The sequence below is a fragment of the Arthrobacter zhaoxinii genome (genome assembly GCF_024385505.1).
Taxonomy (GTDB): Bacteria; Actinomycetota; Actinomycetes; order Actinomycetales; family Micrococcaceae; genus Arthrobacter_B; species Arthrobacter_B zhaoxinii.
In genome coordinates this window covers 456,424-482,154 of record NZ_JANFLT010000002.1, presented here as the reverse complement: position 1 = coordinate 482,154, position 25,731 = coordinate 456,424, and the positions used below count along the sequence as shown (strand labels likewise).

Here is a 25,731-nt window from a genome sequence, read left to right as displayed (position 1 = left end):
GCAAGGCCCTTATCCTCCGGAGGTTTCTCCGGTAGTCTGACGATACAGGCAACTTACACGTGTAACCATCGTGGCGAGCTGCCGATACCTGCGGCCGCAGATTACGGCCGCTTCCCGATCGAAAGGACCGGTTCGTGGCCAATTCGCCCATCACCGCCCAGAACACCGTCCAGCAGTGGCTCGACCACCCCGCCGGCGGACCTGCCATCCGCGGTTTCCTCGCGCAGGCCGGTAGCGACGAGAACACGCTCGGCCCCGCCCTGACCATGAAGCTGCAGCAGCTGGTTGACCTCAGCCAGGGCAAGTTCCCGCAGGCTGCCGTGGATGAACTCGTGAAGCAGGCCAACGGCGGCGTGATGCCCGAGATCGCCGAAACCGTCCTGCCGACCGTTGAAGGCCGTTTCGAAGGCCGCACCGTGATTGTCACCGGCGCCGGTTCCGGCATCGGCCGTGCCACCGCCAGCCGCATCGCCCGTGAAGGCGGCCGCGTGATTGCCGTCGACATCGCCGAGGTGAAGATCAAGGAACTCGCTGAAGAGCTGGGCGAGGCCATTGTTCCGGTTGCAGGCGACCTGACCGACGCCGCCGCCATCGACAGCATCATGGCGGCTGCCGGCACCAAGATTGACGGCCTGGCCAACGTGGCCGGTATCAATGACGACTTCTCCCCGCTGCACGAGGTCTCCGATGCCATGTGGCAGAAGATCTTCGCCGTCAACGTGGAGGGCCTGATGCGCCTGACCCGCGCCGTGCTGCCGACCATGCTCGAAGCCCGCAAGGGTTCGATTGTGAACATCACCTCCGAGGCCGGCCTGCGCGGCTCCGCCTCCGGCGTGGCCTACACGGCGTCCAAGCACGCCGTGGTGGGCATTACCCGCAGCACCGCGTTTATGTATGCCCGTGAAGGCATACGCGTAAACGCCGTGGCTCCGGGCGGCGTAGCCACCGGCATTCCGATGGGCGGCAAGACCAGCGAGTACGGCGAGGCGCGCCTGTCCCCGGCACGCGTCAACATTCCGGGCCTGGCCTCGGCGGAGGACCTCGCGGCCTCCATCACGTTCCTGCTCAGCGATGACGGCGTGAACATCAACGGCGCCATCCTGCCCTCCGACGGCGGCTGGTCCGCGGTCTAATCTCTTACCGCAGATAAACACGACGGCGGCCGGTGCCTTCCTCACGGAAGGTGCCGGCCGCCGTCGTAAAAAGCTCTTACGCGCCGGAAACCGCTGCGGCGAGCTTGTTCAGGGATCCCTCGAGGTCGTCCTTGGACACCATCGGGAAGGAGACCTTCTTGAGGGTTTCCTTGTCCGTGACATGGGACCAGTCGTAGGTCAGCGTGACTTCGGTGGAGTCGGCGCCGTCGGCCTGCAGTTCCCAGACCCACTGCCAGCCCTTGGGTTCGGTGCCGGCCGGAGCGGTCTGCCAGGCCAGCAGCTTGTTATGGTCGTACCCGGTGACGTGGTTTTCCGTCTGGTAGTCGCCCATTTTTTCGTTGTGCATGTTCATGGTGAAGACCTGGCCCGAAGCCGTGATCCGGTCGGTCTTCTCGTCCGAAACCACCATGCCGGAACCGTCCAGCTCGTGGTGGCGCTCGGGGTTGGACAACAGGTTGAAGATGTCCGCGGCCGAGGCGTCGATGACCCGGTTTACTGCAATGCTCGTCTGATCAGTGGTCAATGAACTCTCCTTGGATGGATGGATCGTACTTTTCCACGGCGGGCTGCCGTTGACGGGCGCCGCCGAAGCTTCTGCGTACCGCGTCCGGCCGGGAAAATCAGCCGGGCGTGTCCTGCTCTGCTTCCTGCAGGTTCCAGCCGGTGATGTACGGCGGATCCTGCCCTTCGTCGCGGGTGTACTGCCGGGCACGTGCCCGTTCGTCCTGCAAATGCTGCCGGAAGGACGCCTGCGTCGATCTCAGCGACGCTACCCGGTCCAGCACGTCGATGGCCAATTGGAACCGGTCAATCTGGTTCAGCATGGCCATGTCGAACGGCGTGGTGGTGGTGCCTTCCTCCTTGTAGCCGCGCACGTGCAGGTTGTCATGGTTGGTGCGCCGGTAGGTCAGGCGGTGGATGAGCCAGGGATAGCCGTGATAGGCGAAAATCACCGGCCGATCCTGGGTGAACAGGGTGTCGAAATCCCGGTCCGGCAGCCCGTTCGGATGCTCGCGCGGGTCCTGCAGCACCATCAAATCCACCACGTTGACCACCCGGATTTTTAGCTCCGGCAGCTGTTCCTTCAACAGCGCCGCGGCGGCCACGGTCTCCAGGGTGGGCACGTCGCCGGCACAGGCCATCACGACGTCGGGGTCGGTCCGGACGCCGGGCCCGAAACCTTCGCTGCCGGCAAAGTCCCAGATCCCGACGCCGCGCTCCACATGCAGCAGCGCCTGCTCCGGATCCAGCCAGACCGGGGCCGGCTGCTTGCCGGACACCACCACGTTGACCCGGTCCCGGCTGTCCAGGATGTTCCCGGCGACGGCCAGCAGGGTGTTGGCGTCCGGCGGCAGGTAGACCCGGATGACGTCTGCCTTCTTGTTCACCACATGGTCAATGAAGCCCGGATCCTGGTGCGAGAACCCGTTGTGGTCCTGCTGCCAGACGTGGCTGGAGAGCAGGTAGTTCAGCGAGGCGACCGGCTGGCGCCAGCTCAGCCCGCGGCTGACCTTCAGCCACTTGGCATGCTGGTTGAACATGGAATCCACAATGTGCACAAATGCCTCATAGCAGTTGAACACGCCGTGCCGGCCGGTCAGCAGGTAGCCTTCCAGCCAGCCCTCGCACAGGTGCTCGCTGAGCACCTCGGCCACACGTCCGCTGCGGGCCAGATGCTCGTCGAGTTCGTCGATCCGCTGCTGCCAGGCCTTGTCCGTGACGTCGTACACGGCCTGCAACCGGTTGGAGGCCGTTTCATCAGGGCCGAAGATCCGGAAGTTGGACGGGTTTTTCCGGATCACTTCGCGCAGGTAGCCGCCCAGGTTAAACATCGGGCTGACCCGTTCGGAACCCGGATGGTCGATCTTCACCGCATGGTCGGCGTAGTCCGGCAGGTGCAGGTCCTGGAGCAGGCGCCCGCCGTTGGCGTACGGCGTCGCGCTCATCCGCAGGTCCCCTTCCGGGGCCAGGGCGGCAACCTCTTCGATCAGCCGGCCCTCGGCGTCAAACAGTTCCCCGGGACGGTAGGACTGCAGCCATTCCTGCAGCTGGGCCAGATGCTCCGGGTTGTCATGGATCTCGGACAGCGGGACCTGGTGGGCCCGCCAGGTGCCTTCGACCTGCAGCCCGTCGACGACGGCGGGACCGGTCCAACCCTTGGGTGAACGGAACACGATCATCGGCCAGCGGGGAGCGTGCTGCTCCAGCGCGTCGGCGCCGGGGACGTCCGGGGTTACCGCGGTCTTTTCGCCGGTACGGTACGGCTCCTGGATTGCGGTGATTTCCGCCAGGCAGGTCTCCAGCACGGCCGCGAAGTCCTCGTGCGCCTGCCGGACGGCGGCCGGATCCTCCACTGTCACCACGTAAGGGCGGTAGCCGTAGCCTTCGAGCAGTTTCAGCAGCTGTTCCTCGGGCATCCGGGACAGGATGGTGGGGTTGGCGATCTTGTAGCCGTTCAGGTGCAGGATGGGCAGCACCGCTCCGTCCACCGCCGGGTCGAGGAAGCTGTTGGAATGCCAGCTGGCGGCCAGCGGACCGGTTTCGGCCTCGCCGTCGCCGATCACCGTGGCAGCCACCAGGTCCGGGTTGTCGAAGACTGCCCCGTAGGCGTGGGCCAGGGAATAGCCCAGTTCGCCGCCCTCGTGGATGGAGCCGGGGGTCTCCGGCGCAGCGTGGCTGGGGATTCCGCCGGGGTAGGAGAACTGCCGGAACAGGGTGCGCAGGCCCTCTTCGTCGCGGCCCACATGGCTGTAAATCTCGGAGTAGGTGCCCTCCAGCCAGGCGTTGGCGACGTTGGCAGGGCCGCCGTGCCCGGGTCCGGTGATGAACAGGACGCTGCGTTTCTGCTCGCGGATCAGCCGGTTCAGGTGGGCGTAGATGAAGTTCAGCCCGGGGGTGGTCCCCCAGTGGCCCAGCAGCCGCGCCTTGACGTCGGATTTTTCCAGCGGCCGGCGCAGCAGCGGGTTGTCCCGCAGGTAAATCTGCCCGGCAGAGAGGTAGTTCGCGGCCCGCCACCAGGCGTCCACGCCGTCCAGGGCGCTGTCGGGATGCGGTTCGGTGCCGGGAATGCGGTCCGGCGGGGCGGCACTGGTCTCGGTCATCGGAGGGTCCTTTCCGGTCGGTGTCAGTGTGGTGCGCCTAGGCGGTCTCCACCACGACGTCGGACGGTTTCTTATCCGGGCGCAGGCCGCGCCAGACGGGATGGCGGAGTTTTCCGGTGCCGGTGCGCTCGGAGAAGGTCACTTCGCCCACCAGCGCGGGCCGTACCCACTGGGCATCGGAGGCATCGGCCGAGGGCACGTCGTCCAGCGGCGCCGTCTTGCGGGACATCTTCTTCAGGCGCGGACCGATGGTTGCGAGGTCCTTCTCGCTCAGGCCGGACCCCACCCGTCCGATGTATTTCAGGTCCACCCCGTCCGGAACGGCAACCAGGAGGGATCCGACCTTGTTCTGCCGGTTGCCCTGCCCCGGCCGCCAGCCCACCACCACAACCTCCTGGGTGAGCTGGTTCTTCAGCTTCACCCAGTTCTTGGAACGCCGGCCGGGGGCATAGGTGCTGCTGCGGCGCTTGGCCATCACGCCTTCCAGGCCAAGTTCCTTGCTGGCTGCCACCGCTTCATCCATGGACATGTCCAAAGCGGGCGGGACCTGGAGGTGCCCGTCGGGAACGGGTTCGACGGCCTGCTCGAGGATTTCCCGGCGCTGTTCATAGGTGAGGTCCGCCAGCGAGTTTCCGTCCAGCCAGAGCAGGTCAAAGACCATCAGGTGCACCGGTGTCCGCCCGGCGGCGGCGATTTCCCGCGGCTTGGTCAGGTGCATGCGGGGCTGCAGCAGGCCGAAGTCCGGCCGGCCGGCCTTGTTCAGTGCGACGATTTCGGCGTCCAGTACGGCCCGCTCGCCGTTGAGGTGCGCGCTGAGGTCCTGCAGTTCCGGATAGGCGGCGGTCATGTCGTTCCCGTTGCGGGAGAGAAGCCGGGTGCCCTCCGGCGTCACCGTGACGACGGCGCGCACACCGTCCCATTTCATTTCGAAGGCCCACTCGTCGTCATCGTTGATTTCCGCCCGGCTGCCGAGCGTTGCCAGCATCGGGTCGACGGCGGGCACCGACGCGTCGTCCGCGTCGCGGGTTACCTTCCCGACGTCGAGGGATGCGGTTTTTGCCGGGGCGGCGGCGGTGGCCGGCCGGGTCCGGGCGGCAGCGGCCACGGACTCCGTGGGCGAGTCCGGTGCGTCCCCGGGAGTGTCAGCAGGAGCGGCGGCGGACGGGCTAGCCGGAGCTTCGGGGGTCCCCTTTTCGCCCGGCTTCGGCTGGTTCTTCATGAGGTGGATCAGCCAGTTGCTGTTCGCCCTGTCGCCGCCCGAGCCGGTGTGGATCAGCGCGTAGCGCCGGTCGGCTGCCCCTTCGCGGGCGAGGCCGCCGTCGGGCTGGCCGTGCAGCACGGCGATGACTTCCTTGCCGTCCCGCCACTTTTCCCGCTCATAGGTGCCGTGATCCCAGATGGTGACATCCCCGCCGCCATATTCCCCTTTGGGAATATGTCCCTCAAACTTCCCGTAATCCAGCGGGTGATCCTCGGTCTGCACGGCCAGATTGTTTTTTCCGGAGGTCGACGGCGGCCCCTTGGGCAGCGCCCAGGACACCAGCACGCCGTCGTGCTCCAGACGGAAATCCCAGTGCAGCCGGCGGGCATGGTGTTCCTGGATGACGAAGCTGTTGCCCTCCGAAGGAGTGGACGCCTCCTCCGGGACCGGCTCCGGCGTCTTCGCGGCGTCGCGCATGCTCCGGTACTTGGTCAGCCGGTCCGTGCCGCCGCCCGCGGACCGGACCTCCCCGGACGCCTCCCCGGAGTCCGCCGTGGCCTCCTCCAGCGACTCTTCCGCGAAGGCGCCGCTCTCCATTCCGGCGAGCGGATCGGAGCCGCTGCCGACGCGGTCCAGGACCTGCAGATAATCCAGCTGCGCCAGATCCGGGTCCTCAAGTTCCTCCCAGGTCCGCGGAGCGGCCACCGTGGGAGTGAACCGGCCACGCAGCGAGTACGGGCAGATGGTGGTTTTATTGCCGTTGTTCTGGCTCCAGTCCACCAGCACCTTGCCCAGGCGCCGCGCCTTCTTCATGTCACTGACCACCAGGTCCGGATGGTCGGCCTCCAGGGCGCGGGCCAGTTCGTGGGCGACGGCATTGATGTCGTCGGAACTCTGGCTGCCGTCCAGTGCGGCGTAAAGGTGGATGCCCTTGGAGCCGCTGGTCACGGGTCGGGCATCCAGGCCCATGTCGGCGAGGATGGCCCGGGCCAGGCGGGCCACTTCAGCGCATTCAGCCAGGCCCGCGCCTTCACCGGGGTCCAGGTCCAGCACCATCCGGTCCGCATTGCCGATCCTGCCGCGCGGCCCGAACTGCCACTGCGGCACATGGATTTCCAGGGCGGCGGACTGGGCCAGCCAGGTCAGCGTGGCCAGGTCATTCACCAGCGGGTAGGTATTGGTGGAGGTTTTGTGCTCAATGGAGAACCGCTTTACCCAGGATGGAGCGGAGTCCTCAATATTCTTCTGGAAGAACACCTGGCCGGGGTGCTCGGGCGTCCCCACACCGTGCACCCACCGTTTGCGCGTGGCGGCGCGGTTGCGCGAGTGCGGCAGCATGAACTCGGCCACGGTGGCGTAATAGGAAATCACATCCGCCTTGGTGGTCCCCGTTTCCGGATAAAGCACCTTGTCCAGATTGGTCAAGCGGAGCCGGTGCCCCTCCACACTGACGGTTTCCTGCTGCTTACCTCCGCCTGTCGCCATGCCCCCTAGTCTTACCGGGATATCGGACAAATACCAGCATTTCATCAGGGGGCTTATCAATCGTTCCGGAATGACGCTCCCGGAAACGGCACGGAGGTTCGCGGCGTTTCGCGCACAGCGTCCCGCGGCCCTGACCACCGGGGCCGGCGCGTGTGTATGTTGGGGAAATGACAGAACGCCAGCAGGTCCTGGTCACCGGTGCCACCGGCTACATCGGCGGGCGGCTGGTTCCGCTTCTCCTCGAGGACGGCCACCAGGTCCGGGTCCTGGCCAGGTCCCCCGAAAAACTTTCCGATGTGCCGTGGGCGTCCGACGTCGAGATTGTCCAGGGCGACCTCTCGGACCGGGAATCCGCCGCGGCGGCGTTCACCGGCATCGACACCCTGTATTTCCTGGTGCACTCCATGGCCTCCGGCAAAGGGTTCAGCAGCCAGGAGTCCGCCATCGCCCATCTGGTGGCCGACGCCGCCGCGGAAGCGGGCGTGAAACGGATCGTGTATCTCGGCGGCCTGCATCCCGAAGGCGAACTGTCGCCGCACATGAAATCCCGGACCGAGGTGGGACGCATCCTCCTCGAAGGCGAAGTGCCGGCGGTGGTGTTCCAGGCCGGCGTCGTCATCGGGTCCGGGTCTGCGTCCTTCGAAATGATCCGGCACCTCACCGAAACACTGCCCGTCATGCCGGCACCCAGCTGGGTGCGGCGCCGGATCGAACCGATTGCCGTCCGGGACGTGCTGCACTACCTCGTGCGGGCCGTGGACATTCCCGCCGAGGTGAACCGGACCTTCGACATCGGCTCACGCGAAGTCCTCACCTACGCAGAGATCATGAACGGGTACGCGGAGGAAGCGGGGCTGCCCCGCAGGCGCATTTATGCGTTGCCGCTGCCAGCCCCGCGGCTGGCCGGACACTGGGTGGCCCTGGTGACGCCGATTCCGCGTGCCATGGCGCTGCCGCTCGTCGAGTCCCTGCAGCACGACGCCGTCGCTAAGGAACACGACATCGACCGGTACCTGCCGCTGCCCGACGGCGGGCTGACGGACTACCACGACGCCGTGAAGCGGGCGCTGGGCAAGGAAAAGCGCGGCGAGGTGGAAACCACGTGGGCCAATGCCTCCGCCTCTGCCGATCTGGCGTCCGATCCGCTGCCCAGCGACCCGAACTGGGCCGGCCAGACGGTCTATGTGGATTCCCGGCAGCGCCGTGCCGCCGTCGATCCGGCAGCGGTCTGGCAGGTCATCGAGGGGGTGGGCGGCCGCAACGGCTGGTATTCGCTGCCCATGGCGTGGGCCATCCGCGGTGTCCTGGATAAGACCGTGGGCGGAGCCGGCCTGACCCGCGGCCGGCGCAACCCCACCACCCTGTTCACCGGTGACGTGGTGGACTGGTGGCGGGTGGAACTGCTGGAGCGCGGCACCCTGCTCCGGCTGCGCGCGGAGATGCGGGTCCCGGGCAAAGCCTGGCTGGAGATGCGCGTGGACCCGGACGGCGACGGCGGCAGCCTGTACCGGCAGCGGGCCGTTTACTTCCCGAAGGGGCTGGCGGGGAAGCTGTACTGGTGGCTCATTGCCCCCTTCCACGGCCTGATCTTCCCTTCCATGGCGAAAAACATCATCCGGCAGGCGGCGCGGCTGACACCGCCGGCGGCTGAGTCAACGGCCGGTTAGGCGACAATTCCGTAACGGTGTCCTGGATATCCCGGGAAGCTAATATCATCGGTAGGATAATAGGCGCCGGACCAGCCGGCTCAGCTGTAATAGTGCCGGTCTCCGTCTGCTTGACGGTCCCGGCGGATACTTTGAGGGGACCTGGCTGTGCAGGACAGAAAAAGCCGCAAGTGGCCAATAGCCGCAGCAGTAGCCGCCGTGCTGGTTCTGGGCGGCGGAGCCGCCTGCACCCCGGACAACTCCGGGGAGTCATCCCCCGGCGCCGGTTCCTCGTCTAACGCCGGTTCATCGTCGTCGGCTGCGCCGTCCAAACAGGCCGCCCCGGTGTCCATCACCACTACGCCCGCTGACGGGGCTGTAGGCGTCAACCCGGCCGAAATGCCCTCCGTCAGCGCCACCAACGGGGAAATCAAAAAGGTGACCCTGAAGCCGGAGGCCGGCGGCGAGCCCGTTCCCGGCGTGATGTCCGCCGACGGCGCCGTGTGGACCGCCGGGGCTCCGCTGGCGTTCAACACCAAGTACGGCTTCGAAGTGGTCCTGACGGATTCCGCCGGCAAGGAGACCACCCGCAGGCAGGGCTTCGAAACAGTGCTTCCCGCGAATGAAGCCAATGCCTTTATGTACCCGCAGAACGCCGCCAGTGTGGGCGTCGGCCAGCCCATCGACATCACCTTCAGTGAACCCGTGCTTAACAAGGACGCGGTGGAGCAGGCCATCAAGATCACCAGCACTTCCGGCCAGACCGGTGCGTTCTACTGGATCACGGACAACAAAGTCCGCTACCGGCCGGAGGCCTTCTGGGCACCCAACAGCGCCGTCACCGTGGACATGCAGCTGTTCGGCGTGGACTTCGGCAACGGCATGATCGGCAACTTCAACGAAACCCGTACCTTCAACACGCACAACACCCGCCTGGCCGTGGTGGATAACAACACCAAGACCATGCAGGTGTTCCTCGACGGGCAGCTGGTCCGCACCTTCCCGGTCACCCTCGGCGAACCCACCTGGCCCTCGCCGTCCGGCTATCAGGTGGTCGTGAGCCAGCATGAGAAGCTGCCCTTCCGTGCGGAGAGCATCGGCCTGTCGCCCGGAGACCCCGACTACTACGAGCCGTTCGACGCCTCCTGGGCCAGCCGGCTGACCAACAGCGGCGTCTTTGTCCACCAGGCCCTCAACGGCGCAGTGGGTGCCCTGGGCCGGATCAATGTTTCGCACGGCTGCGTGGGAATGTCCGCCGAGGGTGCCAAGTACTTCTATGACACGTTCGACGCCGGTGACGTGGTGCAGGTACTGAACACCGAAGCCGGTCCGGTGCCCATCGATGACGGCTACGGCGACTGGAACATCCCCTGGGACCAGTACGCGGGACAGCCCTAGGCTTCCACCCGCAGGCCCAGCTGGTCCGCGAGCAGCGGAGCCAGCAGCATCAGCTGCTCTTCATCCACGGTGAACCCCTTGAGGCCGGCAAGTCCGGTGATGCTGCGGAACGCGGACCCGCGCAGGTCCGCATCCACCGCCGTGCCGCCGCTTCCCAGCAGCAGGGAGTCGATCCGGCAGCCGCGGAATGCCACCCGGTTCAGCCGCGCACCGTCCAGGTCCAGCTCCCCGATGATGCAGTCGGAGAACAGCACGTTGGTCAGCGTGCAGCCGCGCAGGTTGAGGAAATCGATCTTTCCGCCGTCAACCCGGACAGAGTTCCAGCTTCCGCCGTATAGCTCAGCGGACCCCAGGCGCGGGTTGGAAATCTCCACGTCCCGGAAGGTGGTTCGTACCGCCCGGAACACCGGGGCATACAGGTTTTCCAGGGTTGATTCCAGAAACCGGGCGGCGGTGAGGTCGGCGTTGTCCAGGGACACTCCGGTGAGGCTGCATTCGGAGAACACTGCCCCGCGCAGCTCGAGGCCGGCGAAGGATTCTCCGTTATAGGCCACCGCTTCCTGGTGGCTGCCCACCGGAACGCCGGCACCGTCGGTCAGGTCCTGCGGGCGGACCGGCTCAAGGACCGGCGGTTTGGTTCCGGTGCTGCGCGAACGCACCATGGTTAGGCGGACCGGCGCCCGAAGAGGAAGTAGGCGATGGGACCGGCGAAGTTGATGCCGCACGCCGCCATCCACCATCCGCGGCTGCCGCGGATCTGGTCCTTCGGCCGCTTCTTCAAATCCCGCAGCGCGGCGCCGGCGAGCAGGAACTGGACTCCGGCCAGGGCTCCGAAGCCCTTTTTCTGTCCGCTGCTCAGGTCCTTGAATTTTTTCTTTGCCATCGCCGTGCCTTCCGCCGGGTTGTTCCCGCCGACGGTCGTCGGACGGGCCTGACCCCGATTATCCGCTATCGGCCGCTTCCGGAAGCAATCTGCCCGGCCTGGCCCAGCACCGAGTGCCCGCCCAGGCGGTGATAGGTCCGGTTGTGATAGACCAGCGGTTCCTGGTCCGTGCCGCCGGGCAGGATCTCCAGCACGGTGGCAGCGATCAGGATGGAGCTGCCCACGGGGATCCTGCCGTCGATCCGGCAGCGCAGCGCCACCGGAGCTTCCTCCAGGAGGGGTTCGCCGCCGGGCAGCGTGCGGGTTGGCGTGGAGCCGAAGCGGTCCGCGCCCTGCCGGGCAAAAAGTGCTGCCAGCGCTGCGTTGTCAGCACCCAGCAGATGGACGACGACGGTCTCGGCGCGGGCAATCACCCCGGCCGTCCCATGGGTCGAGGCCAGGGAAAAGGACAGGATCGGCGGTTCCGCTGATACTGAGGACACCGAGGAGGCGGTCAGCCCCACCGGGCCGCTGCCGTCGTCGGCCGTAATGATGGCCACGCCCGCCGGATGTGCCCGAAAGGCGTCCTTGAATGCATCCGTTACATTCCGCTCGCACAGAGCCGTATCCCGCGTCATCAGAGTCCTTCCGCAGACCAGCCCGTTGTGGGCATTCCTCAACGCTAGAACCTGAACCATAGTTGAGGTCAAATCGCCTTCAGAGGTCAAACGCCCGGGCACCGGTACCTGTGCCCGAATCATCGGGATTCACAAAACGGCACTGGGCCAGCGAGAGGCAGCCGCAGCCGATGCACCCGCCCAGCCGGTCACGCAGTGCCTGCAGGTGCCGGATGCGGGTATTAAGCTCCTGCTGCCAGGCGGCCGAAAGCCGCTGCCAGTCAGCCTGGTCCGGCACTCCGTCCGGGGGAAGCTCGGCAAAGGCCCGGTTGATCACGGCCAGCGGGATGCCCGCCTGCTGTGCGGCGCGGATCACGGCCACCCGGCGAAGCACCGAACGGTCATAGCGCCGCTGGTTTCCCTGGGTCCGGCGGCTGGAGAGCAGTCCCTGCCGCTCGTAGAAGTGCAGGGCGGAGACACTGACCCCGCTGCGCTCGGCCACCTGTCCCACGGACAGTTCAGCGCGTGCCGGTCCGGCTCCGGGTGTATTCGTTTCCACGGCACCGCCTTTCCTTGACTGCACCCCATTATCCGCCCGCTGCGCCAGCTGACTTGCCGGAGGCAATTGTGCGGGCGCGCCGGTCCGCGGAACCCGACACTTGGGGTTCGGGCAGTTATATTCGCAGCTCAGACCAGTAAATTCCCTATCTAAGAGGTAATCGTGAAAGTAGAAATCCGTCACAGCCCGGCCTACGCCGTAGCCCGTTGCTTTCTTGCGCCGCACGAGGAAATAAAAGTGCAGCCGGGAGCGATGATGGCTCATTCCTACGGAGTGACGCTTACTGCAAAGGCTGACGGCGGCTTTATGAAGGGCCTGGGAAAGATGATGGGCGGGGAAAGCTTCCACACCACCGTCTTCACCGCCCCTGCCCATGGCGGGTGGGTCGATGTGATTTCCAACAGCGTCGGCGACGTGGTTTCCGTCGGTGTGGACAACGCCACGGGGTTCCGCTTGACGAAGGGAGCCTGGCTGGCGAACGACGGAAACCTTGACGTGGGCCCGGATGCCTCGCTGAACGGCATGTTCTCGGGGTCGGGATTGATTGTCCTGAGGGTCAGCGGCCAGGGGAACCTCCTGGTTTCCTCGTACGGTGCCTTGGATGTTGTCTCCCTGAAAGCGGGTGAGGGGTTCACCCTGGACACCGGCCACCTTGTCGGCTGGGAGTCGAGCGTCCAGATGAGGACCCGCAAGTCGGCAGGCATCCTTAACTCGCTCAAGAGCGGAGAAGGCCTGGTGGTTGATCTACAGGGGCCGGGTGACGTGATTATGCAGACCCGCGTCTTTAGCCCCGTCGCTGCCGTTCCCCGCTGATACCTGCGCCGGCGTCACGGGCCGGATTCCATGCCGGCGGGGCTCTGTCCTTCCCTCCCCTCGCTGGCGGCCGGAACGACGGCATGTGAAAGTGTCCCTATTGCGCCTAAACCACTGCATCATCGGTCGGTGAAGGTGCCGCCGCAATGAAGGAGGCAGCCGTGGAGCCCGTCCCCCTCGGACCGCCGGAAAAGCCCGGAACCCTGGTCTTCCTGCCTGGAACCGGCCGGCCCAACCCCAGGCTTGCGGATCAGATCCGGGAGCAGGTGGCCGGGGTGCCGGGGCTGTCCGATTACCGGGTGCTGGCCGTTGACTGGGCAGCAGCCGCGCCCGATGACGTCAGTTTTGTCCCGGCGCTGCCCCCGAGGTATGTTGCCGACGATCCGCCGGGGGTATCCGATGCTTCCCTGGCGCTGGCGCTCTTCGGCATGGATCTGGGTGCGGCGGATCCGCTGAAGCGGGCAGCCTCCGCCGGTGCTCCGCCCGCCAGGCCGGACGCCGCGTTCCTGGGGGAAACACTGCAGGACCTGGTTCTGGGGGTGATCACGGATACGGGAATCCGGCACCGGATCCGCCTGACCGACGCGGCCGGAGGTTTTTTCGGCAAGGTCGCCTTCTATCTGCGTCACGGTCCTGCAGCCCGTGCGCGCATCGCCGACACCCTCCACGGCACGGACCAGGACGCTCCGGTGGTGCTGTTTGGCCATAGCCTCGGCTCGGTGGCTGCCGTTGACCTGCTCAGTTCCCCCGATGCAGCGGGTTTCAGGGTCGATCTGCTGGTGACCGTGGGCTCCCCGGCTCCGTGGTTTTACCTCCTCGACGCCCTTGCCTATCTGGGACCGGTCCGCGGCGGCACGGGTCCGGCCGTCCCCTGGCTGAACTTCTGGGACGAGCGTGACCTGCTTTCCTTCTGCGCGGAACGTGTTTTCGCGGGCCGGGAGGTGAACGTGACCGACAGCGAGGTGGACTCCGGCGAACCGTTTCCGGAATCCCACACCGCCTATTTTGACGATCCAAGGGTGTACCGGCTGCTGTGGGACCATCTGCGGGAGGCACGCGCAGGGAAACCCGGCTCTGGCAACGGAACCGGAAGTTAGTGTTCACTGGACTACATGAGAGCGATCTGGAAAGGCGCCATTGCGTTTGGGCTGGTCAACGTGCCGGTCAAGGTCTATGCCGCCACCGAGGACCACGACGTCAGCCTTCACCAGGTGCACGGCAAGGACGGCGGGCGCATCCGCTACCAGCGCCGCTGCGAGATCTGCGGCGAGGTGGTGGAATACAAGGACATCGCCAAGGCCTACGACGACGGCGAACAGACAGTCGTCCTCACCGACGAGGATCTGGCCTCCCTGCCGGTGGAGAAAAGCCGGGAAATAGATGTCGTGGAATTCGTGCCCAGCGAGCAGGTGGATCCCATCCTGTTCGACCGCACGTACTACCTTGAACCGGACTCCAAGTCGACAAAATCCTACGTCCTGCTGCGCCGCACCCTTGAGGACACCGACCGCACGGCCGTGGTGCAGTTCTCGCTCCGGCAGAAGAGCCGGCTGGGCGCACTGCGGGTGCGCGGCGATGTGCTGACCCTGCAGACCCTGCTGTGGGAGGACGAGGTCCGGGAGGCCAGCTTCCCCTCGCTGGATGAAAAGGTGCGGATCTCCGCTAAAGAGCTGGAGATGTCTGCGGCCCTCGTGGACTCCTTCAGCGGCGACTTCGACCCTTCCGAGTTCACCGACGACTACCAGGAACAGCTGAAAACCCTCATCGACGCGAAGCTTGAACAGGGGGATTCGCTCGACACTGAGGAAACCTTCGGTTCAGAATCCGAGGAGGATGAGGGCGGCAAGGTCCTGGACCTCATGGAGGCCCTGCGCCGCAGCGTGGAGAAGAACCGCGGCGCCAAGGGCGGGTCCGGCACCAAGGACTCAAAGGATTCCAAGTCCAAGTCCAAGGACGAAGAGGACGACGACGGCGCCAAGAAGGCCCCGGCGAAGTCCAGGACTGCGGCCTCAAAGAGCACCGCTAAGACCCGGAAAGGCGCCTAGACACCATGGCATCTCGCAATTTCTTCACGGATCAGTTCGGCCGGCAGACAATCTTTAAGGTGCCCAACGGGCCGCTCATCGGCTGGGGGGTGTTCGGCGCGGCGTCGATGATGGCGCTGACGCCGCGGAACGCCGGATTGCTGAAGAGCCTCAGCAAAGGCTGCCTGATTCTCTGGGCCCTCGGGGAAACCTTCCGGGGGGACAGCAGGTTCCGCCGCAGCGTCGGTGCGGCCACGCTGCTGCGGCAGGTCACCGGCGGGGAGGACCCGGCGGCGAACAAGGCCGGCGGCAGCAGCCGGCCCTAGCTGCCGGGCGGTCAGCGCGGGCCGGAACCCTACTGGCGGTAGCCCTCGACTTCGCCCACGGGGCGCTCCTGCGCCTCGTCCGGGTCCTGCCCGGCGTCGGCCTTGGCGCGCCTCTGGCGGAGCAGATCCCAGTACTGGTCGATCTGTTCCTCTATCCGGCGCAGCTCGGCGGCGTGTTTTTCCGGCTCTGCAGCGGGATCCACCTCGCGCAGGGCCTGTTCCTTCTCGACGAGTTCCTGGATCCGGTGCTGAATCTCCTGTGTGTCCATGCTTCCACGCTAACCGGGGCAGGCATCCCACGGAAAGCTAGTTGGGAATTGACCCTTCACCGGGATTCGGGTTGCTCCGGTAGGAGCTCGGCTCGCTCTGTCGGCCAAGGAAAACACCCAGCAGGATCATAACCACGGCCAGGACCGCGTGCAGCCAGTTGTCCGCCGTGTTGAACGGGACGAAGTTGGCGTCTGATTCCAGCGGGATGAGCAGCCCGTAGATGAAGAGCAGGGCATAGAGAATGCCCCCGCCCAGCAGGTAGAGCCTGGCCGAGGAATGCTTTCTCGCCATGGCAAGCCCGGCAAATCCCAGCAGCATATGGACAACGTTATGCAGCACCGACACCTGGAAGATTCCCAGCAGTGCGGCCTCGGAGGCGTAACCGGAGAAGTACAGCTGGCCGTAATTGATGGTGGCCCCGGGAATGAACCCCAGGACGCCGATCAGCAGGAAAACAATCCCGAAAACCATGGCTGCTTTCTGCGCATTGGTCCGCCGGGAGGTAAGGCCGCCTGAACTGTAACTGGAGTATGCCATGATGACTCCTCTGCTCCGCAGCACCGGAGGGCCGGGCCGGGAGGATTAGGTGATCAGGACTTTAAACTCTTGCACGATTGGGGCAAGGTGGGAAGCATACTGACTTTCGACGAGGGGGTACCAATGGTGTTTTCGCCTGGAAAGGCAATAGTCACCGGATCGGATTCCGGCATCGGTCGTGCCACAGCGGTAGCGCTGGCGAAGGCCGGAATGGATGTAGGCATCACCTGGCATTCCGACGAACAGGGCGCCGAGGACACTGCGGCGGAGGTCCGCTCGCACGGCCGTGCCGCCGTCGTCGCCCGTCTGGACACAACCGATCTGCCGTCCTGCGCGGCGGTCGTGGATTCCCTGGCGGAGGAGCTGGGCGGCCTGGACGTGTTCGTCAACAACTCCGGGACCGGTGACGGGGAGAAGTTCCTGGACCTGTCCTATGCCGCGTGGCGGAACACGATGGACACCAACCTCAGCGGCGCGTTTGTCTGCCTGCAGCGGGCCGCGCAGCGTATGGTCGCGGCCGGCAACGGCGGCCGGCTGATCGCAGTCACCAGCGTCCACGAACATCAGCCCCGGGTGGGTGCCGCTGCGTACACCGCGTCCAAGCACGGCCTGGGCGGGCTGATGAAGACCATTGCGCTGGAGCTGGGAAGCTACGGGATTACCGCCAATTCGGTAGCCCCCGGAGAAATCGCCACGCCCATGACCGGTCAGACGGATTCCGACCCGATGGCCGAGGACCGTCCCGGGATTCCCCTCGGCCGGCCCGGCTACGCCGCCGAAATCGCCGACGTCGTTGCGTTCCTGGCTTCGCCGGCGTCGTCCTACGTCACCGGTGCCTCCTGGGCCGTCGACGGCGGCATGCTCCAGATGGGACCGCAGGCCGGCTCCCACATCACTTCGTCAGTTTGGCGGGAAGGATAACTTGAAATCTCTATGGCTCGATACCGCGCCCGTTATATCCACTGATCCCTTCGACCCCGGGGCGTCCTACGACACCGTGGTGGTCGGCGCCGGTCTCACCGGTCTGACCACGGCGGCGCTGCTGGCCCGCAGCGGACAGCGCGTGGCCGTCCTGGAAGCCCGTACGGTGGGGGCCGTCGCCACCGGCAACACCACCGCCAAGGTCTCCCTGCTGCAGGGGACGCAGCTGTCCAGCATCACGTCGCACCACAATGCGGAAATCGCCCGCCAGTATGTCGAAGCCAACCGCCAGGGGCAAAGCTGGCTGCTGCGCTTCTGCGACGAGAACGGCATCGGCTACGAGCTTCGGGATGCCTACACCTACGCCACCACCGCGCAGGGGCTCAAGAGCCTGCGGAAGGAACAGGAGGCGGCTTCCGCGGCCGGACTCGACGTCGAGTTCACCACGGATACCGAACTGCCGTTTGAAACCACCGGCGCGCTGCGGCTCCGGGACCAGGCCCAGATCCACCCGTTGACCGTGCTCGCCGGCCTGGCCCGGGACTTCCGTGCCCACGGCGGCAGCCTCATCGAAGGGGTGCGGGTGACCGGAGCCCGCCACGAAGACGGCAACGGCATCAAGGTCCTCACCAACCACGGTGAGGTGGGCGCCCGGCATCTGGTGCTCGCCACGGGCATCCCGATCCTGGACCGCGGCGGCTACTTCGCCGTCCTGAAGCCGGAGCGTTCCTACGCCGTCGCCCTGCCGGTGACGGGCGCGGTGCCGCAGGGAATGTACCTCTCCGTCGACTCACCCACCCGCTCGCTGCGGACCGCGGAGTCCAACGGCATCTCCTACCTGCTGGCCGGCGGCAACGGGCACACGGTCGGACGGAAGAAGCACACCCAGGAACTGGTGGATGATCTGGTGGACTGGTCCGTGGAGAACTTCGCGGTGGGAAGCGCTGCCAGTTATGCCTGGTCCGCCCAGGACTACTCGCCGGCAGGCAGCCTGCCGTACGTAGGCCAGCTGCCGCTGATGGGTGCCCACATCTACGCCGCCACCGGCTACAACAAGTGGGGCATGACCAATGCCGTTGCGGCTTCGCTGGCCCTGAGCGCGGAGATTCTCGGCGGAGAGAATCCGTGGGCCCGGGAGCTGTATAAGCCCCGGGTGGCTCCGCTGGATGCCGCGTCCACCCTGAAGGACAACGCCGAGGTGGGGCTTTCCATGCTCACCGGCTGGGCTGCAGGTCTGGCCAACAGCACCGAAGCGGCGCCGTCGGAGGGGCAGGGCGTGGTCTCGCGGGAGCACGGCAAGCCGGTGGGAACCTGCACAGTGGCCGGCAAAACCAGCCGGGTGTCGGCCGTCTGCCCGCATTTGAAAGGCGTCCTGAACTGGAACGACGCCGAGCAGTCCTGGGACTGCCCGCTGCACGGCTCCCGTTTCAGTGCCACGGGAACCCTGCTTGAAGGCCCGGCTGTAAAGGACCTCGATCCCGCCTGAGCCTCCCTTAACCACGAACTGCAGATGCCGTGGCGGCATCCGCAGTTCGTGGTTAAAAAGCCGGTGGAGCTACAAGCCCGCCCGGGGGCCGCCCGACTCCGGGTCATCCATCGCCGGATCCGCCTCGGGAGCCGCGGCAAGCCGCTCCGTGTCGGTCGAGGTGGGCCCGGTTGCGGCCGTGCCGGTTGCACCGGTTGCGGCGTTGCCCGGGGCATCCACGTTGCCCCGCCACGAGCCGGTCTCGGAACCGCGGCTTTCAATAAACTCCTTGAAGCGTGCCAGGTCCGACTTCACCTGACGGTCATCGGCACCGACCACTGAACCGAGCTTCTCGAGGAAGTTTTCGGGATCCCAGTCCAGCTGGACAGTCACCCGGGTCTCGGAATCGCCCAGACGGTGGAACGTCACGACGCCCGCATGGGACTTTCCGTCCGTGCTCTTCCAGGCAACCCGCTCATCCGGATGCTGTTCGGTAATCACGGTGTCAAACTCCCGCTCGACTCCGGCCACCTTCGTCACCCAGTGGGTGGTGGTGTCCGAAAGCTGCGTGATGGAGACTACGCCGCCCATGAAATGCGGGAAGGACTCAAACTGCGTCCACTGGTTGTAGGCAGTGGTGACGGGTACTGAAACGTTGATTGACTCTTCTACGGTGGTCATCTGGTCCCTCCGGTAGTGCGAATCCTGCGTCTGGCCGGGCCCGTTCCCACGAGCCCCGATTTCCTCACCGTACACAGGAGGACAAGGCACTTCAACTGGAAGTAAGGTTGCTTATAGTAGCTTCCCCGGGAGCCGGGCCATTCTGGCACGGGCAGTGCCCCGGGGTTAGGCTGGGGAACAATCCATCCGCCGAAGCCCCGGGTCCGGACCGTGTCCGGACGCAGTACCGGACTCTTCGGAGGGTGCATTCAGTACTCATTTTTCGTCAACATTGGAGGAAAACATGAAGGCATCTGAAGAGCTGGCCACCAATCTGCAGGCCGTCCTGGTGGACATGATCGAACTGCATCTGCAGGGCAAGCAGGCCCACTGGAACGTGGTGGGAAAGAACTTCCGGGACCTGCACCTGCAGCTTGACGAGATCATTGACGATGCACGCATCTTCGCCGATGAACTGGCCGAACGCATGCGCGCGCTCCGCGCAGTGCCGGACGGCCGCAGCGTAGCGGTGGCCAACGGCACCAGCCTGCCCCCGTTCCCCGCCGGCCTGGTCGACACCCGCGACACCGTAACCCACGTGGTCGCCATGCTCGACGCCGTCGTCAAGACGATGCGCGATGTCCATGATCAGGTCGACGAGGAAGACCCGACCACCGCGGACATCCTGCACGGCTTCATTGCCAAGCTGGAGCAGTACGCCTGGATGGTCGACGCCGAGAACATCTCCGCCACCGCCTCGGTGGTCACCCCCGAGGACAGCAACATGGAGCCGACCCGCTAGGACTGCTTAGCTTCCCTTGCCGGTGTGCCCCGTTCCGCGGGGTACACCGGCATTTGTTGTCTACGGGGTTTTCCAGGCGCGGCCGGGCCCGTCCCGTGTCTGGGGGGTGCGCCGGCTAGCCGACGACGGCCTGCCGCACCTCTTCCAGCAGGTCGGTCATGTGCGCCAGTGCAGCGGAACCGTCCCCCGCGGCAACGGCTTCAGCCACCAGCAGATGCCCGTGCAGACCCTCCTCGGTCGGATGCGGCGGCATCAGCCCCTGACGGGTGCGGCCGGCCAACACCTCGGCGACCACATCCTGCAGGGAAGCGAACATGTCATTGCCGCTGGCACGCAGCAGCAACGTATGGAATTCGATATCGGCCTGCAGGAACGCGTCCAGCTCCCCTGCCTCCCCGAGCCGCCTGAGTGCTTCAGCCAGCTCCACCAGCCGGGTGCGTTCATCCGGCGCGGCGTTCCGGGCCGCAGCAGCCGCCGCCACCGGCTCCACTCCCACCCTCAGCTCGGTCAGCGTCCGGAACTGTTCGGCCCGCCCGGGCCCGGCAAGGCGCCACTTGATCACACGCGGATCGAAAACATTCCACACCTCGGGTTTCTGCACCACAATGCCGACCCGCCGCTTGGAGTACACCAGGTTCATGGACTCCAGGATCCGCATGCAGTCGCGGACCACGGTGCGGGAAACACCAAACTCCTGCTGGAGCCCTTCGAGCGTTAGCCGATCCCCCGGTGCGAGCACACCAGAGGCAATGTCCCGGCCCAGCGTCTCGATGATCCGGGCGTTCAGGACCGCAGCCGGCGCGCCGGCGGATTCACTCATAATTCGCGTCTTTCCGGGGTTCAGGCGCTATATTCTCCGAAGTGCATATAGAGAAGCGGCTATTTGGTCAGCGGTCCTCCTACCAGGAACCTGCTCCAGCCTAGCGTCCGCCCCTTGACCTTCTGCAGTCCAGTTCTTCCCCCAAGCCATTGGGTCCAGGAATTCCCACTGCTTTGGTGATACCTTTATGCCACCGAGCGGCAAGCCGGTCCACACCCTGACAATGGCGTCCCCAAGGAGATTGAAATGTCCACCACTGCACAGCACCTCGTCATCATGGGCGTTGCCGGCTCGGGGAAAACCACCGTCGCCAACCTGCTCTCCAAACGCCTCGGCTGGATCGCTGCCGAAGCGGACGAGTTCCATCCCGCAGCCAACATCGCCAAGATGTCCGCCGGCGTCCCGCTGGATGACGACGACCGGTGGCCGTGGCTCCACGCCATCCGCGACTGGATGGGCATCCAGGAAGCCAACGGCCGTTCCACCATCGTCACCTGTTCCGCCTTGAAACGCACTTACCGAAGCGTCCTTGCCCAGGCGCCGGGAGCGGTCACCTTCGTACATCTGGACGGAGACAGGGAACTGCTTGCCGAACGCATGAAAACGCGCAGCGGACACTTCATGCCGCCGTCGCTTCTCCCCTCGCAGTTGAGCACCCTGGAGCCGCTGTCCGCGGATGAGGCAGGCCTGAAGATCGAGATTACAAATACGCCGGCCGAAATCGTGGACGCCATTCTCTACCATCTGGGCTTCGCCGCGGCCTGACCGCTGATGCGGCCGGTCCGGAGTGAACACCGGCTGCAGGAAACCGTGGAAAAATAGATAGCTGCACTAAATTCTTCGGCGCCTGCACCGCCCTCTGGAAGGACTTTTCAACCATGATGGGTGGCCACCATGCCGCTAGCGGCGCCGCGGCCTGGGTAGCCGTCGCCTCCACTGCTCCGCACGCCTTCGGCTGGTATCCGGTGACGCCGCTCGGCGTCGTCACCGGCGCCCTGTTGACGGCCGGAGCAGCGCTGCTGCCAGACCTCGATCATCACAGCGGCACCATTGCGCATTCCCTTCCGCCTATTACGAAAATCCTCGCCCGCATGACGGAAACCGTCAGCGGCGGGCACCGCCGAGGCACGCATTCCCTGCTCGGCCTGGCCGTGTTCGTGGCCCTGGCGACGGCGCTGGGCAGGATCACCACCGACGTGCCGGTCTTCGGCTCCGTAGCGCTGGGTGCGGGGATCCTGTCCGTGCTGCTGATGGGATTCGCCTTCAAAGCGTTGAAGATAGCCGGCGGTCCGGCCCGCAGCTGGTTCCTTGCCCTGGCTTTCTCGGCGTTCATTGCCGTGTATGCCCCGGAAAACAACGACTGGCTGCCCGTTGCGGTAGGGCTGGGCGTGGCGGTCCATATTGTCGGCGACCTCCTCACCCATCAAGGGGTCATGATCCTGTGGCCGCTTCGGATCAAACGTCCGCGTTCGCTTGTCCGCTTTCCAGTGGTCAGCAAGCTCTGGCGGAGCAGCGGGGCCTTTTCGCTGCCGCTGATCGGCGCGGCCGGATCCTGGCGGGAGTGGGCGTTGATGGTGCCGGTGACCATCTACGCGATTTTCGGTGTCACCATCGACGGCATGACTGCCCTGACCGGCTGGTCCCCCTACTCCTGACCCGACCCTCCGCCAGCGACCGCCACCGAAGCGGGGCTAATGTTGATATGTGGAATTGGGTCTTGTTGCCGTGGTGGGCGTCGCTGTCATTGTCATCGTTGCTGCCTTCTCCAGGCGTCTTGGGATAGCTGCACCACTGATCCTGGTGGTGGTGGGCCTGGCCTTGTCCTACACGCCGGGCGTCCCTGAGTTCTCGGTTCCGCACGAATGGATCCTGATGGGTGTGCTTCCCCCGCTGCTCTACGCCGCGGCGGTGAACGTCCCCGTGGTGGACTTCCGGCGGAACATCGGCGCAATCTCCTCGCTCTCCGTCTTCCTCGTGCTTTTCTCCGCCTTCTCCACGGGCCTGCTCCTCTACCTGCTGCTGCCGGACCTGAACTTCGCCGCCGCGGTGGCCCTGGGCGCCGTCGTCAGCCCGCCCGACGCCGTTGCGGCCACCTCGATCGGAAAGAAACTGGGCCTGCCTCCACGCCTGGTCACGGTGCTCGAAGGCGAAGGCCTGGTCAACGATGCCACCGCCCTGGTGCTGCTGCGCTCCGCCGTCGCAGCTTCTGCCGGCGGCTTGTCCAGCATCTGGGCCGGCATCGGCGACTTCGGTTTCGCCGTCGTCGTTGCCGTTCTCGTTGGCCTGCTGGTAGGCGCGGCCACCGTCTTCGTCCGGTCAAAACTCTCCGATCCGGTGCTGGACACCGCAATCTCCTTCGTGGTCCCGTTCCTTGCCTTCATCCCGGCGGAGGAAGCCGGGGCATCCGGTGTGCTCGCCGTGGTGGTTGCAGGACTGTACACCGGGCACCGAAGCGCGTCCGCGTTCACGGCGCAGGCCCGGATCAATGACAGCATCAACTGGCGGACCATCCAGTTCCTGCTGGAAAACGGCGTGTTCCTGCTGATGGGGCTGGAACTGCGCCACCTGGTGGAGAACGTCGACACCAGTCTTCTTCCTGTCCTCGATGCCGTGCTGATCGGTCTTGCCACCACTGTGCTGCTGATCCTGCTGCGCTTCGCCTGGGTGACGCCGCTGATCTACCTGCTGCGGCTGAAGGTCCGGCACCAGGCCCGGCGGACCAAGCGGTTCCGGCTCGGCCTGGACCGGATCAAGGCACGGGGACTGAAAGATGAGCGGCAGCGCCGGCGGCACCGGCGCGCCGAGCTGCTCTACCTGCGGCGCCGGGCCGACGTCGAACAGCTGAACCGCGAAGGTCTGGGTTGGCGCGGCGGCATGGTGATTTCCTGGTCCGGCATGCGCGGCGTGGTGACCCTGGCCGCAGCCCAGTCCCTGCCGGAACAGACCCCGTATCACGAGCAGCTGGTGCTGATCGCCTTCACCGTCGCCGTGGCCACCCTGCTGCTGCAGGGCCTCACCCTGCCCTGGCTGATCCGCGTCCTGGGCGTACAGGGCAGGGATGTGGCCATGGACCAGCGGGAGCTGGCCAGGCTGCTCGATGAGCTCAGCGGTGCCGGACTCACGGTCCTGGAGCAGCCCGAAGAATGCCTGGACGTGCCTCAGGAAGTGGACCCGGACGTAGTGGAAAGGGTGCGGCAGAGCACCTTCCTGCGCAGCGAGCTCGCCTGGGAGCGGGTGCGGGCGCTCGGGGCCAACGAGGATCCGACGCCGCAGCTCCAGTACCGGGCGCTGCGCCGCGCCGTCGTCGAGGCCGAACGGGACCAGTTGCTCCTGGCCCGCAGGGAAGGGCGCTTTGCTTCGCGGACCCTTGCGGAGGCGCAGCGGCTGCTGGACCTGGAGGAATCCCGCCTGCGGCCGCGGCTTGGCGAGCACTGACCGCTGCAGTCAGTCCTGGTGAAGTTGAAGATAATTGCCGCAGCCGTCGTCGAAAATCGCCTGGGAGCCTGTCGAATCCAGGGTCGGCTCGCCGAGAAATTCGACGCCGAGCCCGGTAAGCCGCTCATACTCGGCCTGCACATCGGGAACACCAAGCACCAGGACGGGCAGCTTCTCCCGGTAAAGCCCTGACCGGTAGGCTTCGGCAACCGGATTGTCGCTGGGTTCGAGCAGCAGCCCCGGTCCGCCCGGATCCTCCGGTGAGCAGACGATGAACAGATTGTATTCTGGCATCGCCATCAGGGGTTCCAGGCCCAGGGTGCCGGTATAGAACTCGTAGGCGCGCTCCGGGTCGACCACGTGGATGCCGCTCATTTTGATCCGCATCCGCCAAAGGGTACCCCCGGCTCCGGGCGGTGTCAGCCGTGCCGGAAGAAGTGGTGGCCTACCGGCTGCGGCGCGGTTTCCCGCCCTTGCCGGCGCCCTTGGCCTTGCCCCCTGGACGGCCGCCTGACTTCGTGGCCGGTTTGGGCCCGCTCCGCGTCTGGCGTTCCTTGGTCCGCTTTTTCGCGGAGGATTGTTGTTCGGCCTGGATGGAAGGCTGGCGGGAGCTGTTCGCGGTCCGTCCCCGCACCACACCGATGAACTCTTCGATATCGGGCTCGTCCCGATCCTGCAGCCAGGCAATGCCGATCCGTGTTGCGGGAACGCCGTTCACCGGCCGCGCTTCAATGTCCTTACGGGAGTGCAGGCGGGCTACCGACATGGGCAGGATCACAATGCCGCTGCCGGCCGCCGCCACCTCCAGAGCGACGGCGACACCTCCCATCTCACCGATGTCCAGGATGGTCTCTCCGTCGAGGTCAGCCAGCTCAACCGCGTCGAAGGCAGCCAGCGGGTGCTCCTTTGAGGCAGCGGCCACCGGCTGCTCTTCATAAAGCGGAATCATGTTCACGCCGTCCGGGCGTGCAAAACCTTCGGCAGGAATACGGATAAAGGCCAGATCCGCCCGGCCGGAGGCAAGTTCCTCCAGGGCTGCGGGTTCCTCGCACTGGAAAGTGCGCAGTTCCTGGTTCTGCCGTTCCCGCCAGCGGGTAATCCATTTGCCCGGCGTCACGCCCGGTACGTAGGCCACGGTCAGCGGCCGCGACGTCGACCCCTGCAGGGGTGCTGATGTGTCTGTGGGCATCAGAACACCTTAGCCCACAGGGTGGGGGCCCGTCTGGCGGATACCCTTGGAATATGAGCACCGAGAAATCTCCCCAATCCATGAAGCCTGCCACGGCAGCCAAGAAACTGGGCATCTACCTGCCTGCAGCGCCGCAGGACTTCCAGGACGGGCCTATTTCGCGGGCCCAGTTCGACGAGCTGCAGTCCAATCCCCCCGAGTGGCTCAACGAACTGCGCCGCAACGGCCCGCACCCGCGCCCCGTCGTGGCGCAGAAACTCAACGTCTCGATCGGCGGCCTGACCCGCGCCGGCGTGACCGAAGCGCTGACCACCGAGGAAATCAAGGCACTGCTGGCCGAGCCGCCGGCATGGCTGGTGGAAGAACGCGCCAGCTTTGCTGCCGTTCGTGCCGAAGCCCAGCGGGTAAAGGAAGCTGAAGCGAAAAAGGCCGCAGGCGCCTAAAGC

General features: G+C 65.8%; 26 protein-coding genes and 1 pseudogene. 14 read left to right on the top strand and 13 right to left on the bottom strand.

Features of this window, described 5'->3' with window-relative positions; all coding sequences use genetic code 11:
- Nucleotides 1-134: 134 nt before the first annotated feature.
- Nucleotides 135-1,133 carry an SDR family NAD(P)-dependent oxidoreductase gene (locus tag NNX37_RS05830; RefSeq protein WP_229951333.1) on the top strand — a complete coding sequence of 333 codons (999 nt, stop codon included), beginning with the start codon at nt 135-137 and terminating at the stop codon, nt 1,131-1,133.
- Nucleotides 1,134-1,209: 76 nt separating this feature from the next.
- On the opposite strand, the gene NNX37_RS05825 is transcribed toward NNX37_RS05830, so the two are convergent.
- The 3 genes from NNX37_RS05825 to NNX37_RS05815 all read right to left on the bottom strand — a co-directional run bounded on the left by NNX37_RS05825 (nt 1,210) and on the right by NNX37_RS05815 (nt 6,941).
- Nucleotides 1,210-1,677 carry an SRPBCC family protein gene (locus NNX37_RS05825; protein ID WP_255791357.1) on the bottom strand — a complete coding sequence of 156 codons (468 nt, stop codon included), beginning with the start codon at nt 1,675-1,677 and terminating at the stop codon, nt 1,210-1,212.
- A 97-nt stretch (nt 1,678-1,774) separates the two neighbouring features.
- Complete coding sequence (locus NNX37_RS05820; RefSeq protein WP_255791356.1) at nt 1,775-4,255, bottom strand: phosphoketolase family protein; 2,481 nt, start codon at nt 4,253-4,255, stop codon at nt 1,775-1,777.
- A gap of 37 nt (nt 4,256-4,292) precedes the next feature.
- The gene (locus NNX37_RS05815; protein WP_255791355.1) at nt 4,293-6,941 is read right to left on the bottom strand and encodes an ATP-dependent DNA ligase; all 2,649 of its coding nucleotides are present in this window, start codon (nt 6,939-6,941) and stop codon (nt 4,293-4,295) included.
- 167 nt (nt 6,942-7,108) lie between these two features.
- Here NNX37_RS05815 and NNX37_RS05810 point away from each other — a divergent pair, with 167 nt between their 5' ends.
- Nucleotides 7,109-8,608 (top strand): SDR family oxidoreductase, encoded by a 1,500-nt coding sequence (locus tag NNX37_RS05810; RefSeq protein WP_255791354.1) that lies wholly within the window; start codon nt 7,109-7,111, stop codon nt 8,606-8,608.
- A 147-nt stretch (nt 8,609-8,755) separates the two neighbouring features.
- The gene (locus NNX37_RS05805) at nt 8,756-9,985 is read left to right on the top strand and encodes a L,D-transpeptidase (RefSeq protein WP_255791353.1); all 1,230 of its coding nucleotides are present in this window, start codon (nt 8,756-8,758) and stop codon (nt 9,983-9,985) included.
- On the opposite strand, the gene NNX37_RS05800 is transcribed toward NNX37_RS05805, so the two are convergent.
- From NNX37_RS05800 to soxR, 4 genes are all read right to left on the bottom strand, one after another.
- On the bottom strand, nt 9,982-10,647 hold the full coding sequence (locus NNX37_RS05800) for a pentapeptide repeat-containing protein (protein ID WP_407079924.1): 666 nt from the start codon (nt 10,645-10,647) through the stop codon (nt 9,982-9,984). The two genes, NNX37_RS05805 and NNX37_RS05800, sit on opposite strands and share 4 nt — an antisense overlap.
- A gap of 2 nt (nt 10,648-10,649) precedes the next feature.
- Nucleotides 10,650-10,868 (bottom strand): PLDc N-terminal domain-containing protein, encoded by a 219-nt coding sequence (locus tag NNX37_RS05795; protein ID WP_255791351.1) that lies wholly within the window; start codon nt 10,866-10,868, stop codon nt 10,650-10,652.
- A 65-nt stretch (nt 10,869-10,933) separates the two neighbouring features.
- On the bottom strand, nt 10,934-11,485 hold the full coding sequence (locus tag NNX37_RS05790; protein ID WP_255791350.1) for a flavin reductase family protein: 552 nt from the start codon (nt 11,483-11,485) through the stop codon (nt 10,934-10,936).
- 79 nt (nt 11,486-11,564) lie between these two features.
- Nucleotides 11,565-12,023 (bottom strand): redox-sensitive transcriptional activator SoxR, encoded by a 459-nt coding sequence (gene soxR, locus NNX37_RS05785; RefSeq protein WP_255791349.1) that lies wholly within the window; start codon nt 12,021-12,023, stop codon nt 11,565-11,567.
- A gap of 162 nt (nt 12,024-12,185) precedes the next feature.
- Here soxR and NNX37_RS05780 point away from each other — a divergent pair, with 162 nt between their 5' ends.
- The 4 genes from NNX37_RS05780 (at nt 12,186) to NNX37_RS05765 (ending at nt 15,186) form a co-directional block, all read left to right on the top strand.
- A complete protein-coding gene (locus NNX37_RS05780; protein WP_255791348.1) occupies nt 12,186-12,836 on the top strand; it encodes a TIGR00266 family protein in 651 nt (216 codons plus the stop codon).
- A 161-nt stretch (nt 12,837-12,997) separates the two neighbouring features.
- On the top strand, nt 12,998-13,933 hold the full coding sequence (locus tag NNX37_RS05775) for a hypothetical protein (protein ID WP_255791347.1): 936 nt from the start codon (nt 12,998-13,000) through the stop codon (nt 13,931-13,933).
- A 15-nt stretch (nt 13,934-13,948) separates the two neighbouring features.
- Nucleotides 13,949-14,881, top strand: coding sequence for a non-homologous end joining protein Ku (gene ku, locus NNX37_RS05770; protein ID WP_255791346.1), 933 nt, complete (start codon nt 13,949-13,951; stop codon nt 14,879-14,881).
- A gap of 5 nt (nt 14,882-14,886) precedes the next feature.
- On the top strand, nt 14,887-15,186 hold the full coding sequence (locus NNX37_RS05765) for a hypothetical protein (protein ID WP_255791344.1): 300 nt from the start codon (nt 14,887-14,889) through the stop codon (nt 15,184-15,186).
- Nucleotides 15,187-15,215: 29 nt separating this feature from the next.
- On the opposite strand, the gene NNX37_RS05760 is transcribed toward NNX37_RS05765, so the two are convergent.
- On the bottom strand, nt 15,216-15,455 hold the full coding sequence (locus NNX37_RS05760) for a DUF2630 family protein (RefSeq protein WP_255791343.1): 240 nt from the start codon (nt 15,453-15,455) through the stop codon (nt 15,216-15,218).
- A 37-nt stretch (nt 15,456-15,492) separates the two neighbouring features.
- Nucleotides 15,493-15,993, bottom strand: coding sequence for a DUF4383 domain-containing protein (locus NNX37_RS05755; protein WP_255791342.1), 501 nt, complete (start codon nt 15,991-15,993; stop codon nt 15,493-15,495).
- Nucleotides 15,994-16,116: 123 nt separating this feature from the next.
- On the opposite strand from NNX37_RS05755, the gene NNX37_RS05750 reads away from it, so the two are divergent.
- Together NNX37_RS05750 and NNX37_RS05745 are read left to right on the top strand one after the other, a co-directional pair.
- A complete protein-coding gene (locus tag NNX37_RS05750) occupies nt 16,117-16,914 on the top strand; it encodes an SDR family oxidoreductase (protein ID WP_255791340.1) in 798 nt (265 codons plus the stop codon).
- A 1-nt stretch (nt 16,915) separates the two neighbouring features.
- Nucleotides 16,916-18,400 (top strand): FAD-dependent oxidoreductase, encoded by a 1,485-nt coding sequence (locus tag NNX37_RS05745; protein ID WP_255791339.1) that lies wholly within the window; start codon nt 16,916-16,918, stop codon nt 18,398-18,400.
- A gap of 216 nt (nt 18,401-18,616) precedes the next feature.
- Here NNX37_RS05745 and NNX37_RS05740 read toward each other — a convergent pair.
- A pseudogene (locus tag NNX37_RS05740) lies at nt 18,617-19,060 on the bottom strand (SRPBCC family protein); the annotation flags it as partial.
- A gap of 283 nt (nt 19,061-19,343) precedes the next feature.
- Between NNX37_RS05740 and NNX37_RS05735 the strand changes: the two are divergent.
- Complete coding sequence (locus tag NNX37_RS05735; protein ID WP_255791338.1) at nt 19,344-19,841, top strand: Dps family protein; 498 nt, start codon at nt 19,344-19,346, stop codon at nt 19,839-19,841.
- Nucleotides 19,842-19,956: 115 nt separating this feature from the next.
- On the opposite strand, the gene NNX37_RS05730 is transcribed toward NNX37_RS05735, so the two are convergent.
- Nucleotides 19,957-20,661, bottom strand: coding sequence for a FadR/GntR family transcriptional regulator (locus NNX37_RS05730; protein WP_255791337.1), 705 nt, complete (start codon nt 20,659-20,661; stop codon nt 19,957-19,959).
- 246 nt (nt 20,662-20,907) lie between these two features.
- On the opposite strand from NNX37_RS05730, the gene NNX37_RS05725 reads away from it, so the two are divergent.
- From NNX37_RS05725 to NNX37_RS05715, 3 genes are all read left to right on the top strand, one after another.
- A complete protein-coding gene (locus tag NNX37_RS05725; protein ID WP_255791336.1) occupies nt 20,908-21,426 on the top strand; it encodes a gluconokinase in 519 nt (172 codons plus the stop codon).
- 113 nt (nt 21,427-21,539) lie between these two features.
- Nucleotides 21,540-22,316, top strand: a complete 777-nt coding sequence (locus tag NNX37_RS05720) for a metal-dependent hydrolase (RefSeq protein ID WP_255791335.1) — start codon at nt 21,540-21,542, stop codon at nt 22,314-22,316.
- 49 nt (nt 22,317-22,365) lie between these two features.
- Nucleotides 22,366-24,096, top strand: a complete 1,731-nt coding sequence (locus NNX37_RS05715; protein ID WP_255791334.1) for a cation:proton antiporter — start codon at nt 22,366-22,368, stop codon at nt 24,094-24,096.
- A 9-nt stretch (nt 24,097-24,105) separates the two neighbouring features.
- Here NNX37_RS05715 and NNX37_RS05710 read toward each other — a convergent pair whose 3' ends face one another.
- A complete protein-coding gene (locus NNX37_RS05710; RefSeq protein ID WP_255791333.1) occupies nt 24,106-24,483 on the bottom strand; it encodes a VOC family protein in 378 nt (125 codons plus the stop codon).
- Nucleotides 24,484-24,541: 58 nt separating this feature from the next.
- On the bottom strand, nt 24,542-25,285 hold the full coding sequence (locus NNX37_RS05705; protein WP_255791332.1) for a LysR family transcriptional regulator substrate-binding protein: 744 nt from the start codon (nt 25,283-25,285) through the stop codon (nt 24,542-24,544).
- Nucleotides 25,286-25,365: 80 nt separating this feature from the next.
- Between NNX37_RS05705 and NNX37_RS05700 the strand changes: the two genes are divergently transcribed.
- Complete coding sequence (locus NNX37_RS05700; protein WP_255791527.1) at nt 25,366-25,728, top strand: DUF5997 family protein; 363 nt, start codon at nt 25,366-25,368, stop codon at nt 25,726-25,728.
- Nucleotides 25,729-25,731: the final 3 nt, after the last annotated feature.